We start from the raw sequence: 14,663 nt of genomic DNA on the forward strand, positions 1-14,663 counted from the left end.
TTGCATGCTTCGCACGCCTAGGCAGATGCAGGTTATTTTATTCATTTTTGCCTCCATAAATTTTAACGTATCTATTTTGGTTTCTTAATGCCGTAGTCGAGCCTGCGCTCAAATAAGCCGTCGTCGCGGTAGCCGAGCGCGCCGTCCGAACTTTTTAATCGCCGATCATTAAAATTTTAAAATTTCGCCTCCAAGCTCGGCGTTAAATTTTAAAATTTAGGCTGCTTCCAATCTAGCCCGCAAGCTAGCTCAAAGTCCGCACCTTACGGCTCAAACGAGCAAGCTTTTAGGTTTCCGCCCGCTAAGCCCTTTTTAAACCACTCTTTGCGCTGCGCCGAGGTGCCGTGCGTGAAAGAATCGGGCACGACGCGACCGCTAAATTTGCGCTGCAGCGTATCGTCGCCGATCGCGCTGGCGGCATTTAGCGCCTCGTCGATGTCGCCCACTTCAAGCACGCGCCCGGCTTTTGCTAGATAATGCGCCCAGACCCCAGCATAGCAGTCCGCCTGTAGCTCGACTTTGACCTGAAGCGCGTTTTGCTCGGCTTCGCTGCGAGCGCGCCTTTTTAGAGTGCTAACCTGCTCTAGCGTGCCGATTAAATTTTGAACGTGATGCCCTACTTCGTGCGCGATGACGTAGGCCTGCGCGAAGTCGCCGCCCGCTTTGTATTTGTTCGCAAGCTCGTCGAAAAAGCTAAGATCGAGATAAATTTTACGGTCCCTCGGGCAATAAAAAGGCCCCGTCTGCGCGCTCGCAAAGCCGCAGCCGCTTGCGATCTGATCGCGGAAAAGCCGAAGTCCGGGCTCCTCGTAGCGCACGCCCGCACTTTTAAATATCTCGTCCCAAACATCCTCGGTTTGGGCTAGCACCGCCGAGACGAAGGCGAGCTTTTCTTGCTCCTGTGGGCTATCGGTCGGCTCTCTTTGCGTGCTGGCGCCTCCGTCTAAAAGCGCTAAAGGGTTGTAGCCCATAAAATACGCTACGACGCCGATTACGAGCACTATGCGCCCGATCTTTGAGCCGAGCAAAAACCTAATGATCGGGATCAGCATCCCAAGTGAGCCCGAGCTCGTGCGCATGCTGCTTGCGCGGTCATCCTCCACGTTTGAGCTTCGTCTGCCGTTTTGCCATTTCATGTTCTTCCTTTAAAATTTTTGAGCCATTATACTAAAATTTTAAAAAGAGCGCCGTCTTGCCTTTACAAAAACAGTGCGCGCGTAGCGAAATAAATCTGAAATTTTGCTTATTTTAAATTTCTTTTAAGCTGTTTAAAATTTTAAATTCTATATAATCGCCCTTTTTAAATTTAAAAGAAAGGAGAATTTGTGGCAAAAGACGACGTCATAGAGATCGACGGCAACGTCATAGAAGCGCTGCCGAACGCGACTTTTAAGGTCGAGCTGGACAACAAACACGTGATTTTATGCCATATCGCGGGCAAGATGCGGATGCACTACATCAAGATAATGCCGGGCGATCGCGTAAAAGTCGAGCTGACCCCTTACAGCCTCGATAAAGGCAGGATCACCTACCGCTATAAGTAAGGATAAAGTTAAATTTAGATATACTCGCGATTTTGCGACTAAACTGTAGGAAGAAGTGTTTTCAAAATCCCCACTATTTTGAAAACAGTTGGTTTGATACTTTCGCTTTTGAAATTTCATTAAACCTAGGTGCAGTTTGCATTTAAAGTGGAGAAAATTTTAGGAGAGTGGAATGAAAGTTCGTCCATCCGTTAAGAAAATGTGCGACAAATGTAAAATTGTCAAGCGCAAAGGTGTTGTTCACGTTATTTGTGAAAATCCAAAACATAAACAAAGACAAGGATAAGTTATGGCTCGTATCGCAGGTGTAGATCTACCAAAGAAAAAAAGGATTGAATACGGACTAACTTATATCTACGGTATAGGTTTATTTACGTCGAGAAAAATTCTCGATGCGGCAGGAATTTCTTACGATAAAAGAGTCGCCGATCTGAGCGAAGATGAAGCCGCCGCTATCAGAAAAGAGATCCAAGAGCACTATATGGTTGAAGGCGATCTTCGCAAACAAGTGGCTATGGATATCAAAGCGCTTATGGACTTGGGCGGCTATCGCGGCTTAAGACACAGAAAGGGCCTTCCTGTTCGAGGTCAAAAAACAAAAACGAACGCCAGAACCAGAAAAGGCAAACGCAAAACCGTCGGCGCGGCAGCTAAATAAGGATTGAGATATGGCACAAAAAAAAGTAGTTAAGAAAAAAACCGTCAGAAAAAATATCGCCAAAGGCATAGTTTACATCTCCGCTACGTTTAACAACACTATGATTACCGTAACGGACGAGATGGGCAACGCGATCGCGTGGAGCAGTGCGGGCGCTTTAAATTTTAAAGGCAGCAAAAAATCCACCCCTTATGCGGCGCAACAAGCCGTCGAGGACGCGCTAAACAAAGCCAAAGAGCACGGCATCAAAGAGGTAGGCGTCAAGGTTCAGGGTCCGGGAAGTGGACGCGAGACCGCCGTTAAAAGCGTAGGTAGCGTAGAAGGGATCAAAGTTACATATTTCAAAGATATCACTCCTCTTGCGCACAACGGTTGCAGACCGCCTAAACGACGTCGCGTGTAATTATAAAAGGAGAAATTTATGGCTAGATATACAGGACCGGTTGAAAAATTAGAAAGAAGGCTCGGCGTCGATCTATTTATGAAAGGCGAGAGAAGACTTGCGGGCAAGAGCGCGCTTTTAAAACGCCCTTACGCTCCGGGTCAGCATGGACAAAGACGCGCTAAACTAAGCGAATACGGCTCACAGCTTCGCGAGAAACAAAAGGCTAAATTTATGTACGGCGTAAGCGAGAAGCAGTTCCGCAGGCTATTTTCCGAAGCGGCTCGCAGAGAGGGTAACACCGGAGCGATCTTGGTTCAGCTTTTAGAGCAGAGGCTAGATAACGTAGTTTACCGCATGGGCTTTGCTACGACTAGACGATTCGCGCGCCAGCTCGTTACGCACGGACATATCTTGGTAGACGGCAAGCGCGTCGATATCCCTTCATACAGCGTCCGCGCAGGACAAAAGATCGAAGTGATCGAAAAGAGCAAAAATAACCCGCAAATTTCAAGAGCGCTGGATCTTACTGCACAGACCGGCATCGTAGCGTGGGTCGACGTAGAAAAAGAGAAAAGATACGGAATTTTTTCTAGAGTTCCGGAGAGAGAAGAAGTTGTTATTCCTGTAGAGGAAAGATTTATCGTAGAGCTTTACTCGAAATAGTAGGTGCTAATATGAGAAAAATCACAACATCAGCTCATATGCCAACTGAAATAAAGGTTGAGAATGTCAGCGAAAATGTTGCTAAAATCATAGCATATCCCTTTGAAACGGGATATGCCGTCACTCTAGCTCATCCTTTACGAAGGTTACTTTATACGAGCACGGTCGGTTTCGCACCGACTGCGGTTAAAATCGAAGGCGTAAGCCACGAATTCGACAGCATGCGCGGTATGCTTGAGGATATGGCGGCTTTTATCATAAATTTAAAGGGCTTAAGATTTAAAATCAAAGGCGATTCCCTACGCGAGGTCGTAGAATACAGCTTTAAAGGGCCTAAAGAAATTTACGGCAGTGACTTAAATAACGACGCCGTAGAGATCGTAAATCCAAGCGCTTATCTGGCTACGATAAACGAGGATGCCGATCTTAAATTTACGCTCATCATCGAAAAGGGCATCGGCTACGTTCCAAGCGAAGAGATCAGAGAAAATTTAGATGCTGATTTTATCGCGCTGGATGCGTTTTTTACCCCGGTAACCAAGGCCGTTTACGATATCGAAAACGTATTCGTAGAGGATAATCCCGACTACGAAAAGGTGATCTTTACGATTACTACCGACGGTCAGATCAGTGCGATAGATGCGTTTAAAAACGCGCTTGAGGCGATGTATCAGCAGCTGGCGGTTTTCAAAGGCATCGTTAATATCAGCGCTGCCGATACTTTTGGCAGGGCAATCCCTGCAAATTCCGAGTTTGCAAAGCTTTTCGAGAGCGTTAGCAATCTAAGCTTAAGCGCACGAAGCTTCAACTGCCTGGATCGTGCGGATATTAGATTTATAGGCGAGCTAGCGATTATGGAGGAGAGCGAGCTCAAAGACCTTAAAAATTTAGGCAAAAAATCGCTTGAGGAGATCAAGGCCGTAATGGAGGAGATCGGTTATCCTATCGGCAACCAAGAGCTCGGCGATAAAAAAGAGCAGCTAAAACGCAAGCTTGACGAGCTGAAGGCTCAAAGACAAAAGAATGAAGGACAATAAATGAGACATAATCACGGATATAGGAAGCTAGGGCGCACTTCGTCTCACCGTGCCGCCCTGCTTAAAAATTTAACCATCGCTTTAGTTACTAGCGGCAAGATCGAAACCACGCTTCCTAAGGCAAAAGAGCTAAGAAGCTATGCCGAAAAGCTGATCACTCGCGCGCGCAAGGGCGACAGTGAGGCGCATAGATTTGTTTTCGCGGCGCTTCAGGATAAGGCTGCGACAAATAAGCTAGTCACCGAGATCGCCCCAAAATACGCAGGTGTAAACGGCGGCTACATTCGCATCCTCAGAACTCGCCTACGCAAGGGCGACGCCGCAGAGATGGCTTATATCGAGCTAATCAACAAATAAAATTTCGGGATCACTCCCGAAATTTCTTCTATGAAATTTAAAATTTTGCTCCCGCTTATTATCATCGCTGCGGGCTTGGCATGGGCATTGGACAATTATCTTAGCTATAAAAATATCGAAACGATCAACTCCGAAATTCCGCTAAAGCAGGCATTGGGCGGCGAGCAAATCTCTAAAATTCGCGTCTATAAATCCAAACGAATTCTTGAAATTTTGACCTCAAAAGGCATCGCGAAAAGCTACAAAATCGCCCTCGGACGCGAGCCCGAAGGACATAAAGAGGTTCAAGGCGACGGCAAAACCCCGGAGGGCAACTACACCATAAACGGCAAAAATCCAAACTCGGCGTATCATTTAAATTTAGGCATCTCCTATCCGAACAAAGCCGACGTAGCGCACGCAAAATCCCTCGGCAAGAGCGCGGGCGGCGATATCAAAATCCACGGGCTACCAAATAAATTTAGCTACCTAGGGCAGAGTATCGCGGCATTCGGCGACTGGACGGAGGGCTGCATAGCGCTCGTCAATGACGATATGGACGAGCTTTTCGAGCACGTAAAAATCGGCACGCCGATAGAAATTTTGCCGTGATTGCACGCGCCCGCGCCGAAATTTCACAGCCGCGATCGATATAAAACGTAGCGTAAATTTCATCTACGAGCTTCAAAACAATGTTTGCCGCCCAGGCTTTCGTAGTCGTGAAATTTACGATTAAACTCGGAGTCTGTTTTTCTAAAAATTTAATCGTATCGGCCTTTATCTCAATAAATTTAGACAAAATCGCCTTCGAAATTCTCTCCCGCTCAAGCAAAATTTCATCCCAAATTTAGCCCCCGACCGGGCTGAAATTTCATCCCAAATTTATAACGCAAATAGTCTAAATTTAAATATATGCAGGCCCGATAATTCGCGGGCTTCATCCTTACCGAATCGATAAAATTTTAAAATCATAGTTCCGGCGCCCGCGCCGTATAAAATTCTTTGCGAGCCATTACGCAAAATCCGCGCCCTCGCGCAAAATTTCAGATTAAATTTCATCCCCGATAAGCCTTTTTTTTATCGCTTTTGGATATAATGCGCCAAAACTAAAATAAGGAATTTTAATGATACCATTTACAGACGAAGAGCTTCTAGCCCCGGTACAGGATAGCTTGGAGCTAATCCGACCGATGCTGCAAAACGACGGCGGCGATATGAAACTTTTAGGCATAAAAGACGGCATCGTCTATGTCCGCCTTACCGGGCATTGCCACGGCTGCGCCGCAAGTGCGCAGACCCTAAAATACGGCGTCGAGCGCCAGCTTCGCATGGATATTCACCCCGAGCTTAGCGTCGTAAACATCCCCGAAGGCGAAGAGTTTGAACTATAAAAAACTGGGGCTAAAGGCCTTTTCGCGCGGAGAATTCGAACTTGCGAAGCTATATTTTTCGCTCGCATACGAAAAAAGTGGCGAGGAGGAAATTCTATTTTTGCTTGAACTTTGCCAGACCGCGATGGCAGACCGCGAAGAGGCGCTTATGCTCTTTGATTTTTACAACCTCAGCCCCAAAACTCAAACTGCGGAGCTTTTTAAAATTTTAAACTCCATCAATGAAAAGATCGCGAATGAAGCGGCTTCCGAACCCGGCGCCGAGGACGAGATCGCCGTTATTGCGTATGCCGATTTTATGCGCGCGGTAAGTCAAAAGGGTTTTAAAGACGCCTTCGAATCGATCATTTTTTCCTCTAAAATCGCCATTTCGGACAAAAACGAGATGATAGAATTTTTAGAAAATTTGATAGAAAATGGCTACTACGAGATGGGGCTTAATTACGTCGAAAGCTCGGCTGCCGCGTATGCGGGCGATGAGCGCTTCGAAGCGCTAATACAAAAAATCAAAAATCATGAAAATACGACTCAAAAATAATTTTATCACCGACAACTCCGCCGAGTGCGAGGCGGGCTGCTTTTTTATGCGCACGGACGCGAACGCTAAATTTGAACCCGAAGCGGCACAAAAAGGCGCGCAGATCATCTCTATCGCGCAAGCAAAGGAACTTTTAAATATTAATCCGCGCATCAAAATCGTAGGCATTACGGGCACGAACGGCAAAACGACGACCGCGGCGGCGATCTACTCAATGCTGCTGGATCTGGGCTTTAGCTGCGGTCTAAGCGGCACGCGCGGCGCCTTTATAAATGAGCGCAGGATCGACGAAAAGGGGCTTACGACGAGCTCGGTTTTTAAGACGATGAGCTATCTTTATGAAGCCGACAAGCAGGGCTGCGAGTACTTCGTCATGGAGGTTAGCTCGCACGCGATCGCGCAAAATCGCATAGAAGGGCTAAATTTTGCGCTTAAAATTTTTACGAATTTAAGTCAAGATCATCTCGATTATCACGGCAGCATGCAAGAATACGCCGCAGTCAAGAGCTCGTTTTTCGCCGACGATGCGCCAAAGCTCATAAACGCCGACGACGGACATATTAAATTTAACCCCGCAAACGCCCTTACCTACGGCATCAAAAACGCCGCGAGCTTCAGCGTGAGCGGATACGGGCTAAAGGGCGGTATCGACGCGCTCCTGCGCACTCCAAACGGCGATAATGCGCAGCTTCAAAGCGATCTCATCGGCGAGTTTAATCTCTACAACCTTACTGCGGCGTTTGCGGCGGTTAAAATTCTAACCAAGCTACCGAACGAAAAGATCGCAAAAGCCCTGGCAAACTTCGGCGGCGTCGAGGGTCGCGTGCAGATCGTAAATAAAAATCCGCTTGTAATCGTCGATTTCGCTCATACCCCAGACGGCATCGAAAAGGTGCTAAACGCGCTACGCGCAAGCGGCGAGATCATTGCGGTTTTCGGCGCGGGAGGCGATCGCGACCACGGCAAGCGTCCGAAAATGGGCGCCATCGCGGAGCACTTTGCTAAAATCTGCATCGTTACGAGCGATAACCCGCGCAGCGAGGATCCAGACGAGATCATCGAACAAATTTGCGCGGGGATGCGCCGAAAAGATAAAATTTTAAAGATCGCGGATCGCAAAGAGGCTATCGCGCGTGCGCTAGATCTTGCTAAAAACGGCGAAATGATCGCTATTTTGGGCAAGGGCGACGAAACCTATCAAGAGATCAAGGGCGTGAAGCATCCTTTCAGCGACAAACAGGTCGTAAGCGAGCTCGTCGCGGCGCGAGGCGAGTCAAATTTAGATTATTTAAAGGACGGCCAATGAAAATCGAAATTTTATCAAGCAAAATCCACCGCGCGCGCGTGACGGACGCCAACCTCAACTACGTAGGCTCTATCACGATCGGGCCCGAGCTCATCGAGGCTGCGGGGCTTTGCGAGTACCAAAAAGTAGAGATCCTAAACGTCAATAACGGCGAGCGCTTCGCTACCTACGTGATCCACGGTGAGAAAAAGGGCGAGATCTGCCTAAACGGCGCGGCCGCGCGCAAAGTCTGCGTCGGCGACGTCGTCATCATCGTAGCCTACGCACAGATGAGCGCCAAAAAAGCGAAAAATTTTAAACCAAAAATCGTGCAGGTAAACGAAAAAAACCAAATAACGGAGTAAAGATGTTCGAAGGAATGGATTTTTCAAAAATGGGGCAGATGCTTGATCAGATGCAGGCCAAGGCTAAGCAGATCGAGGAGGAGAATGCGCGCAAGGAATTTACCGTAAAATCGGGCGCGGGCATGGTCGCCATCAGGCTAAACGGCGCGGGCGAGGTGCTCAATCTAAGCATCGACGACAGCCTTTTTAACGACAAAGAGAGCTTGCAGATCCTGCTAATTTCGGCGATAGGCGACGCGATAAAACTCGTCGAAAATGAAAAGAAAGGCGCCGCAGCGTCCATGCTAGGAGGGCTCGGTGGCCTAGGCGATCTACTCGGCGATAAGGGCTGAGGCGGTTTCGCAAGCGTGCCCGGTAGTAAATTTGGCGGGGTATAGCGTTTAAATTTAGAAATTTGCGGCTGAAGCGGTAAATTTAAACAGATCAGTCGGATGAAATTTCAAAATTTTATAGTTTTAAATTTTGCGAAATAGCCGATCGGAGGATTTAAAATTTACAAGCGGCAGTTGCGACTTGTTTCGATCGTTTACCTCTATGCAACACAAAAAGAGATAAAAATTTAAACGACGCGCAAGGCGTAGCTAAATACCTTAAAACGAGCCACACAAAGCGCGAGCGCGACAAGCAAAATGAGTAAAAGTAGATATGCACGAGAAAGTAAAGCAGCCGAACGAGCACGCAAAAAGCGGCTTTAAAGCCCAACCATGCGATAGGAATTTGATGGATATTTTAGAAAAATTTAAAGATTACTTGAAGCAAAACGAACTGAAGGCGCCGAGCTTTCATCCGTATTTCGAGGAGGCGCTCAATTACATGCTGCAAGCGGGCGGCAAGCACTTTCGCGCGCAGCTGTTGCTAGGCGTCGTTTCGGCGGTAGATGAGCGGCGCTTTGAGGGCGCGTTGGCGATCGCAATGGCGCTTGAGATGATCCACACCTACTCGCTAATCCACGACGATCTGCCCGCGATGGATGATGCGGATCTACGCCGCGGACGGCCGAGCCTGCATAAAAAATACGACGAGGTCACGGCGATTTTGGTGGGCGACGCGCTAAATACAGACGCATTTTTGATCGCCGCAAGCGCAAGCCTAAGCGATGAGATCAAGATAAAATGCATTAAAACTCTAGCGCGAAACGCAGGCAGCAGCGGCATGGTGCTGGGTCAGGCGATCGATTGCCGTTTTGAAAACAGCCCGTTAAAGCAAAACGAGCTTGAGTTTTTGCATCTACACAAAACGGGCGCGCTCATCGCAGCGGCGTTTGAGCTAGGCGCCATAATCGGCGGGCTAAAGGACGAGCTCGCGCATGAGCTTTATAAGATCGGCCTGAAGCTAGGGCTTATATTTCAGATCGAGGATGACATCATCGACGCCACGGGCGACGAGGCAAGCGCAGGCAAGCCCGTAGGAGCGGACGGCGCGAAAAATTCCTTCGTAAATTTACTCGGACTTGCGGGCGCTAGAAGCTACAAGCAGCGCCTAATAGACGAGGTAAGCGGCGCGATGGCGGGCTATGATGCGAGCCTGCGCGATTTGGTTTTAAATTTGATAGAAAAATACCTGAAAGGATGAAAAATGTCGAGCGAGCAGCTAAGTAAAATTTCAAACACGATCAAATTTATAAGCGCGGACATGATCCAAAGCGCCAACTCAGGCCATCCCGGCACGCCGATGGGGCTAAGCGACGTAATGAGCGTCTTTATGAGCAAGGTCCGCCACAACCCTAAAAATCCCGCGTGGCTGAACCGCGACCGGGTCGTATTCTCGGGCGGGCACGCAAGCGCGCTCGTGTATAGCTACCTCTATCTTAGCGGATACGATCTGAGTATGGACGATCTAAAAAGCTTCAGGCGCCTACACTCCAAAACCCCGGGCCACCCGGAGATCACCACTTCCGGCGTCGAGATCGCTACGGGACCGCTCGGACAGGGCGTCGCAAACGCAGTCGGATTTGCGATGGCCGCAAAATACGCCGCGCATCTGCTAAACGAGGAAGGAAGCGAGATCATCGATCACCGCGTCTATTGCTTCTGCGGCGACGGCGATCTACAGGAGGGCATTAGCTACGAAGCGTGTGCGCTTGCGGGCAGACATAACCTCGATAATCTCACGATAATCTATGATTCTAATGGCATCACGATCGACGGCAGCACCGATATCGCGTGGTTTGAGGACGTAAAGGTGCGATTTGAAGCGCAAGGCTTTGAGGTCGCGCGTATCGACGGGCATAATTTCGATCAGATAGAATTTGTCCTTGACGAGGTAAAAAACAAAACCAAACCCTACCTCATCATCGCAAATACCACGATCGGCAAGGGCGCGCTCGAGCTTGAGGGCACGGCCAAGACGCACGGCGCGCCGCTTGGAGAGGAGCTGCTTGCGCGCGCTAAAGCAAGCCTAGGCTTTGATCCTGCCCAAAGCTTCGTAGTAAGCGAGGACGTGCTTTTCGCGACGCGCGCTGCGGTTGAGAAGGGCGATTTGGAGGAGCGGCTTTGGAAGGAGAAGCTTGCAAAGCTAAGCGATGAAAAAAGAGCGCTTTTAAACGAGCTTTTAAATCCCGATTTTAGCAAGATAGAATTTCCCGATTTTAGCGGGCTTAAAGTCGCCACGCGCGATAGCAACGGTAAAATTTTAAACGCCATCGCAAACGCAGTGCCCGGCTTTTTAGGCGGAAGCGCCGATTTGGCGGCGTCTAATAAGACCGAGCTAAAAGGCGGCGGCGACTTTCCTTGCGGCAAAAATCTACACTTCGGCATCCGCGAGCACGCGATGGCGGCGATCGGCAACGCCTTTGCGAGGTACGGACTTTTCATCCCATTTAGCGCGACGTTTTTTATCTTCAGCGACTATCTCAAGACGGGCGCTAGACTTGCGGCGCTGATGGGCTTGCGACACTATTTCGTCTTCACGCACGACAGCATCGGCGTGGGCGAGGACGGACCGACGCACGAGCCTATAGAGCAGCTTAGCACCTTCCGCGCGATGCCCGGCTTCTATACCTTCCGCCCCGCAGACGGCAACGAAAACGTAAAATGCTGGCGCACGGCGCTTGCTCTGAATGCGCCCGCGGCATTCGTCTGCTCGCGTCAGGGACTTGAGCCGCTGCCTAAGGCGGTCTTGGGCGACGTACAAAACGGCGCGTATCTGCTAAGGCAGAGTAAAGAGGCGCAGATCACGCTCATCGCAAGCGGTAGCGAGGTCTCGCTCTGCCTAAAAGCGGCGGCGATCCTGCAAGAGCAAGGCATCGGCGCAAACGTCGTAAGCGCGCCGTGCTTCGAGCTTCTGTGCGAGCAGGACGCAGACTATCTAGCGCAAATTCTAGAGCCGCAAACTAAAATTTTGGCCGTCGAAGCCGCAAGCGCCCTTGAATGGTATAAATTTGCAGACGCGGTACACGGCATGCAAAGCTTCGGCGAGAGCGGCAACGCGAGCGAGCTATTTAAGCTTTTCGGCTTCACCGACGTAGCGATCGCTAAGCAGGCCAAAGAGCTTTTAGGGCAGTAACGGAAAGGACGAAATTTGAGCGAAAAAATCAAAATTTCGTATTTAGACGGATTTAAAATTTACGGATTAAAAGCCCGCACGAAAAATGCGGACGAGCTAGGCGGGAGCGGTAAAATTCCCGCGCTGTGGGCGAAATTTATGAAAGAGTGCTATGACGGGCAGAGCGAGATTTACGGCGTCTATTACGATTACGAAAACGGCACCGATGGGCTTTACAATATCTTTATCGGCACCAAAGCGCCCCGCAGCGACGAAGCCTTGGAGATCAAAAGCGGCAAATACGCCGTTTTTAGCTTCCCAAATGAGCCGCAAAACGTAGCAAAGTTTTGGAGCAAAATTTGGAGCTTTTTTGAGGTCGGCGAACTAAAAAGAGCGTTTGGAACGGATTTTGAGTTTTACGGCGGAGACGAGATCAAAATTTTTATCTCGGTTTTGTAGGGCGGCGCATGAAATTTATAAACGGCGAGTGATTTTTCTCCGCCGCGATAAAATTTGCCCGCGAAATGCTAAAATCCCTTGCTCGCAAAAGCCACGCAGAGCGTAAAACGCTGCTGCTTTATAAAATTTCATCCATAAAGCGGTAAAATTCCGTGCACAAAACTACACGCGCGAAGGCAAATTTTATGCCGAAAGCCGCGCCGTACCTTAAGCCGTAGATTTAAAACGAAATCTAAATTTGCGCCGTTAAATTTCAACCCCCGCCCGCAAAATCAGGCAAAAATTTCGCGCGGGATTTCATTTTTAAATCTGTTATTAAGCCATTTTTGGCTTAAATTACATTTTCATTCGGGTAGATGTCCGAGCGGTCGAAGGAGCGCGCCTCGAAAGCGCGTAAGGCGTCAGCCTTCTGGGGTTCGAATCCCTATCTACCCGCCATTCATTCAAATTTCACCCAACACTCGGGAGCTAGATGAGCAATAAACTCCTTTCGATGAGTCTGCAGGAACTGTGGCGGCTCTTTCCGATACGTCTCGTGCCGCACGATCCGCGCTGGGGCGAATACTTTAGGCAGGAGCGCGAAATTCTGCGCGGCCTGCTGCAAGACCCCGGCGAGATCAAGATCCACCATATCGGAAGCACTGCGGTAAGCGGGATATGGGCGAAGCCGATCGTAGATATTTTGATCGAATGCTCGGATATTGCCGCCACCAAACAGCGCCTGGTAGAGGCGGGTTATCTGCTAATGAGCGAAAAGGGGAGCCGCTGCAGCCTAAATAAGGGCTACACCGAAGCGGGATTTGCCGAGCGCGTTTTTCACGTGCATCTGCGAAATTTCGGCGATGCGGATGAGATATTTTTTAGAGATTTTTTGCGGGCGAATGCGGATATCGCTGGGCGGTACGAGGCGCTTAAATTAGAGCTTTGCAAGCGCTATGAGTTTGACCGCGACGCCTATACTGCGGCAAAAAGCGAATTTGTGCTTAAATTTACGCGCATCGCTAAAGAAACCTCTGAATAACCGCGCAAAAATTTAATCTCTACACAGAAGCTCTCTCGCCAAGAGCAATAAAAAATGGCTAAATTTTATAAATGATACGGGCGGATAGCGCCGCGCCCTGTGAGCTTATTTTTATAAAATTTTGACCGTGATTTCAAATTTAAATGGCGCTCATTCAACTATCTGTAGATAAAATTTCCAAATTCCGCCAGCGGCGAAGTCGCTCATAAAACGAGCCGTATACAACATCATATTCAAACAAAGGCATCCTCACGCTTCGGTATAAGTTTAAATTTAAAAGTCTATGCGCCGTAAATTTTAAATATCCCGCTAAAACATCGACTCATAAATCCGTTAAATTTAAAGATGCAAAATTTAAAATTCTTCGCCGCTAGCTAGCCGCATAAATTCCGCGCCGAGCGCTTAAATTTAATGATCGCTCTTCAGCCCCGCGCCGCAAAGCGGGATGATGCTATCTCCTTGTAGATCGTGGCTTTCTTTGTAGCGCAGATACGCCGCGTAGGTAGCCGCGGTCGTGTGCTCGACGTAAAATCCGCCGCGCGCAAGCGCCGCTCTGGCAGGCAGTATGTCGCTCTCGCTCGCTAAGATCACCTCGCGCTCGCCCGCGTAACTAGAGCCGAGAATTTCGCTCGCGCGCATCGGTCTTGCGATCGCGATGCCCTCCGCTAGCGTCGGCTGCGGCTCTATCGCTCGCGCCGCACCTTTAGCGCCGAAAAGCGGAGCGCAATGCTCGCCCTGAACGATGAAAATTTTTGGCAGTGCCTCGATAAGACCGCCCTCATATAGCTCGCCCAGCGCCGCTTGAGCGCCCAGCAGTAGCGTACCGTTGCCTACGGGGATAAAGATATTGCGCGGCACCCTGCCCAGCTGCTCGTAGATCTCATAAACGTAGCTCTTCGTGCCCTCGTAAAAGATCGGATTATAAACGTGGTTGGCGTAATATATCTGCTCCTGCGCAGCCTTTTTGCGGCACGCGTCCGCCGTCTCGTCGCGGCTGCCGTCAAAGACCGTGACGTGCGCGCCGTGGCTTTTGATCATATCGATCTTTTTAGGCGACGTGCCCTTCGGGACGTAAATTTCACACTCGATGCCCGCGCGAGCGCAGTACGCCGCCACGGCATTGCCTGCGTTGCCGCTGGAGTCTTGCAGCACCTTTTTCACGCCGATATTTTTGGCATGCAGCACCAAAACCGCCGCGCCGCGGTCTTTGAACGAAAGCGTAGGCATCGCGTAATCGAGCTTGAGGTAAAGTTCTTCGCCGAATTTTACGCTCGCCGTGAGCCCCTCGCCCATCGAAATTTCTCTAAATTTAGCCGTGTCGATACCCATAAACCTGCGGTATCTAAAGATGCTAAACTCGCTTTGATCTACGAGCGCAGGGTTAAATTTAGGCGCATCGGAGTTTAGCTTATACAGCCCGCCACAGTCGCATTTATAGCTCAAAGTATCGATGGGCGCGTGCTTGCCGCAGCCCGTGCAGATGAAATCGCTCATTTTC

Annotated in this window: 19 protein-coding genes and 1 tRNA gene; 18 read left to right on the forward strand and 2 right to left on the reverse strand. The window is 49.3% G+C overall.

Annotation, left to right across the window (positions count from 1 at the left end; translation table 11 throughout):
* Positions 1 to 263: 263 nt before the first annotated feature.
* The gene (locus Q0117_RS04640) at positions 264 to 1,136 is read right to left on the reverse strand and encodes a neutral zinc metallopeptidase (protein ID WP_297923214.1); all 873 of its coding nucleotides are present in this window, start codon (positions 1,134 to 1,136) and stop codon (positions 264 to 266) included.
* Positions 1,137 to 1,325: 189 nt separating this feature from the next.
* Here Q0117_RS04640 and infA point away from each other — a divergent pair, with 189 nt between their 5' ends.
* The 18 genes from infA to Q0117_RS04730 all read left to right on the forward strand — a co-directional run bounded on the left by infA (position 1,326) and on the right by Q0117_RS04730 (position 13,165).
* Positions 1,326 to 1,544 (forward strand): translation initiation factor IF-1, encoded by a 219-nt coding sequence (gene infA, locus Q0117_RS04645; protein WP_005869854.1) that lies wholly within the window; start codon positions 1,326 to 1,328, stop codon positions 1,542 to 1,544.
* A gap of 172 nt (positions 1,545 to 1,716) precedes the next feature.
* Positions 1,717 to 1,830: a 50S ribosomal protein L36 gene (gene rpmJ, locus Q0117_RS04650; RefSeq protein WP_005869855.1), complete on the forward strand. Its 114-nt coding sequence runs from the start codon at positions 1,717 to 1,719 to the stop codon at positions 1,828 to 1,830.
* A 3-nt stretch (positions 1,831 to 1,833) separates the two neighbouring features.
* The gene (gene rpsM, locus Q0117_RS04655) at positions 1,834 to 2,202 is read left to right on the forward strand and encodes a 30S ribosomal protein S13 (RefSeq protein ID WP_005869856.1); all 369 of its coding nucleotides are present in this window, start codon (positions 1,834 to 1,836) and stop codon (positions 2,200 to 2,202) included.
* Positions 2,203 to 2,212: 10 nt separating this feature from the next.
* Complete coding sequence (gene rpsK, locus Q0117_RS04660; protein ID WP_177387174.1) at positions 2,213 to 2,605, forward strand: 30S ribosomal protein S11; 393 nt, start codon at positions 2,213 to 2,215, stop codon at positions 2,603 to 2,605.
* 18 nt (positions 2,606 to 2,623) lie between these two features.
* Positions 2,624 to 3,250: a 30S ribosomal protein S4 gene (gene rpsD, locus Q0117_RS04665; RefSeq protein ID WP_297923217.1), complete on the forward strand. Its 627-nt coding sequence runs from the start codon at positions 2,624 to 2,626 to the stop codon at positions 3,248 to 3,250.
* An 11-nt stretch (positions 3,251 to 3,261) separates the two neighbouring features.
* Positions 3,262 to 4,287, forward strand: coding sequence for a DNA-directed RNA polymerase subunit alpha (locus tag Q0117_RS04670; RefSeq protein WP_297897596.1), 1,026 nt, complete (start codon positions 3,262 to 3,264; stop codon positions 4,285 to 4,287).
* Positions 4,288 to 4,644: a 50S ribosomal protein L17 gene (gene rplQ / locus Q0117_RS04675; RefSeq protein WP_297923220.1), complete on the forward strand. Its 357-nt coding sequence runs from the start codon at positions 4,288 to 4,290 to the stop codon at positions 4,642 to 4,644.
* A 30-nt stretch (positions 4,645 to 4,674) separates the two neighbouring features.
* Positions 4,675 to 5,235 (forward strand): L,D-transpeptidase family protein, encoded by a 561-nt coding sequence (locus Q0117_RS04680; RefSeq protein ID WP_297923224.1) that lies wholly within the window; start codon positions 4,675 to 4,677, stop codon positions 5,233 to 5,235.
* 512 nt (positions 5,236 to 5,747) lie between these two features.
* The gene (locus tag Q0117_RS04685) at positions 5,748 to 6,014 is read left to right on the forward strand and encodes a NifU family protein (protein ID WP_297904275.1); all 267 of its coding nucleotides are present in this window, start codon (positions 5,748 to 5,750) and stop codon (positions 6,012 to 6,014) included.
* Entirely contained in the window at positions 6,004 to 6,552 is a 549-nt protein-coding gene (locus Q0117_RS04690) for a histidine kinase (protein ID WP_297923228.1), read from the forward strand. The genes Q0117_RS04685 and Q0117_RS04690 overlap by 11 nt, the downstream gene beginning before the upstream one ends.
* Positions 6,530 to 7,858, forward strand: coding sequence for a UDP-N-acetylmuramoyl-L-alanyl-D-glutamate--2,6-diaminopimelate ligase (locus Q0117_RS04695; RefSeq protein ID WP_297923231.1), 1,329 nt, complete (start codon positions 6,530 to 6,532; stop codon positions 7,856 to 7,858). The genes Q0117_RS04690 and Q0117_RS04695 overlap by 23 nt, the downstream gene beginning before the upstream one ends.
* The gene (gene panD, locus Q0117_RS04700; RefSeq protein WP_297923234.1) at positions 7,855 to 8,202 is read left to right on the forward strand and encodes an aspartate 1-decarboxylase; all 348 of its coding nucleotides are present in this window, start codon (positions 7,855 to 7,857) and stop codon (positions 8,200 to 8,202) included. Before Q0117_RS04695 ends, panD begins: the two co-directional genes overlap by 4 nt.
* 2 nt (positions 8,203 to 8,204) lie before the next feature.
* Positions 8,205 to 8,534 (forward strand): YbaB/EbfC family nucleoid-associated protein, encoded by a 330-nt coding sequence (locus tag Q0117_RS04705; protein WP_297923237.1) that lies wholly within the window; start codon positions 8,205 to 8,207, stop codon positions 8,532 to 8,534.
* A gap of 388 nt (positions 8,535 to 8,922) precedes the next feature.
* On the forward strand, positions 8,923 to 9,774 hold the full coding sequence (locus Q0117_RS04710) for a polyprenyl synthetase family protein (RefSeq protein WP_297923308.1): 852 nt from the start codon (positions 8,923 to 8,925) through the stop codon (positions 9,772 to 9,774).
* 3 nt (positions 9,775 to 9,777) lie between these two features.
* Complete coding sequence (gene tkt / locus Q0117_RS04715; RefSeq protein ID WP_297923240.1) at positions 9,778 to 11,706, forward strand: transketolase; 1,929 nt, start codon at positions 9,778 to 9,780, stop codon at positions 11,704 to 11,706.
* Between the two features lie 27 nt (positions 11,707 to 11,733).
* Positions 11,734 to 12,144, forward strand: a complete 411-nt coding sequence (locus Q0117_RS04720) for a GyrI-like domain-containing protein (RefSeq protein WP_297923311.1) — start codon at positions 11,734 to 11,736, stop codon at positions 12,142 to 12,144.
* A gap of 350 nt (positions 12,145 to 12,494) precedes the next feature.
* Positions 12,495 to 12,582: transfer RNA gene (locus Q0117_RS04725), tRNA-Ser, on the forward strand.
* Between the two features lie 34 nt (positions 12,583 to 12,616).
* A complete protein-coding gene (locus tag Q0117_RS04730) occupies positions 12,617 to 13,165 on the forward strand; it encodes a GrpB family protein (RefSeq protein WP_297923243.1) in 549 nt (182 codons plus the stop codon).
* Between the two features lie 408 nt (positions 13,166 to 13,573).
* On the opposite strand, the gene Q0117_RS04735 is transcribed toward Q0117_RS04730, so the two are convergent.
* The gene (locus Q0117_RS04735; protein ID WP_297923246.1) at positions 13,574 to 14,659 is read right to left on the reverse strand and encodes a threonine synthase; all 1,086 of its coding nucleotides are present in this window, start codon (positions 14,657 to 14,659) and stop codon (positions 13,574 to 13,576) included.
* Positions 14,660 to 14,663 lie beyond the last annotated feature (4 nt).

The organism is uncultured Campylobacter sp. (genome assembly GCF_937997535.1).
Taxonomy (GTDB): domain Bacteria; phylum Campylobacterota; class Campylobacteria; order Campylobacterales; family Campylobacteraceae; genus Campylobacter_B.

What these genes read in the sequence shown, in the direction of transcription:
- Q0117_RS04640 (WP_297923214.1), bottom strand. Translation starts at nt 1,136, where the DNA reads ATGAAATGGCAAAACGGCAGACGAAGCTCAAACGTGGAGGATGACCGC.
- rpmJ (WP_005869855.1), top strand. Translation starts at nt 1,717, where the DNA reads ATGAAAGTTCGTCCATCCGTTAAGAAAATGTGCGACAAATGTAAAATT.
- rpsM (WP_005869856.1), top strand. Translation starts at nt 1,834, where the DNA reads ATGGCTCGTATCGCAGGTGTAGATCTACCAAAGAAAAAAAGGATTGAA.
- rpsK (WP_177387174.1), top strand. Translation starts at nt 2,213, where the DNA reads ATGGCACAAAAAAAAGTAGTTAAGAAAAAAACCGTCAGAAAAAATATC.
- rpsD (WP_297923217.1), top strand. Translation starts at nt 2,624, where the DNA reads ATGGCTAGATATACAGGACCGGTTGAAAAATTAGAAAGAAGGCTCGGC.
- Q0117_RS04670 (WP_297897596.1), top strand. Translation starts at nt 3,262, where the DNA reads ATGAGAAAAATCACAACATCAGCTCATATGCCAACTGAAATAAAGGTT.
- rplQ (WP_297923220.1), top strand. Translation starts at nt 4,288, where the DNA reads ATGAGACATAATCACGGATATAGGAAGCTAGGGCGCACTTCGTCTCAC.
- Q0117_RS04680 (WP_297923224.1), top strand. Translation starts at nt 4,675, where the DNA reads ATGAAATTTAAAATTTTGCTCCCGCTTATTATCATCGCTGCGGGCTTG.
- Q0117_RS04685 (WP_297904275.1), top strand. Translation starts at nt 5,748, where the DNA reads ATGATACCATTTACAGACGAAGAGCTTCTAGCCCCGGTACAGGATAGC.
- Q0117_RS04695 (WP_297923231.1), top strand. Translation starts at nt 6,530, where the DNA reads ATGAAAATACGACTCAAAAATAATTTTATCACCGACAACTCCGCCGAG.
- panD (WP_297923234.1), top strand. Translation starts at nt 7,855, where the DNA reads ATGAAAATCGAAATTTTATCAAGCAAAATCCACCGCGCGCGCGTGACG.
- Q0117_RS04705 (WP_297923237.1), top strand. Translation starts at nt 8,205, where the DNA reads ATGTTCGAAGGAATGGATTTTTCAAAAATGGGGCAGATGCTTGATCAG.
- Q0117_RS04710 (WP_297923308.1), top strand. Translation starts at nt 8,923, where the DNA reads ATGGATATTTTAGAAAAATTTAAAGATTACTTGAAGCAAAACGAACTG.
- tkt (WP_297923240.1), top strand. Translation starts at nt 9,778, where the DNA reads ATGTCGAGCGAGCAGCTAAGTAAAATTTCAAACACGATCAAATTTATA.
- Q0117_RS04730 (WP_297923243.1), top strand. Translation starts at nt 12,617, where the DNA reads ATGAGCAATAAACTCCTTTCGATGAGTCTGCAGGAACTGTGGCGGCTC.
- Q0117_RS04735 (WP_297923246.1), bottom strand. Translation starts at nt 14,659, where the DNA reads ATGAGCGATTTCATCTGCACGGGCTGCGGCAAGCACGCGCCCATCGAT.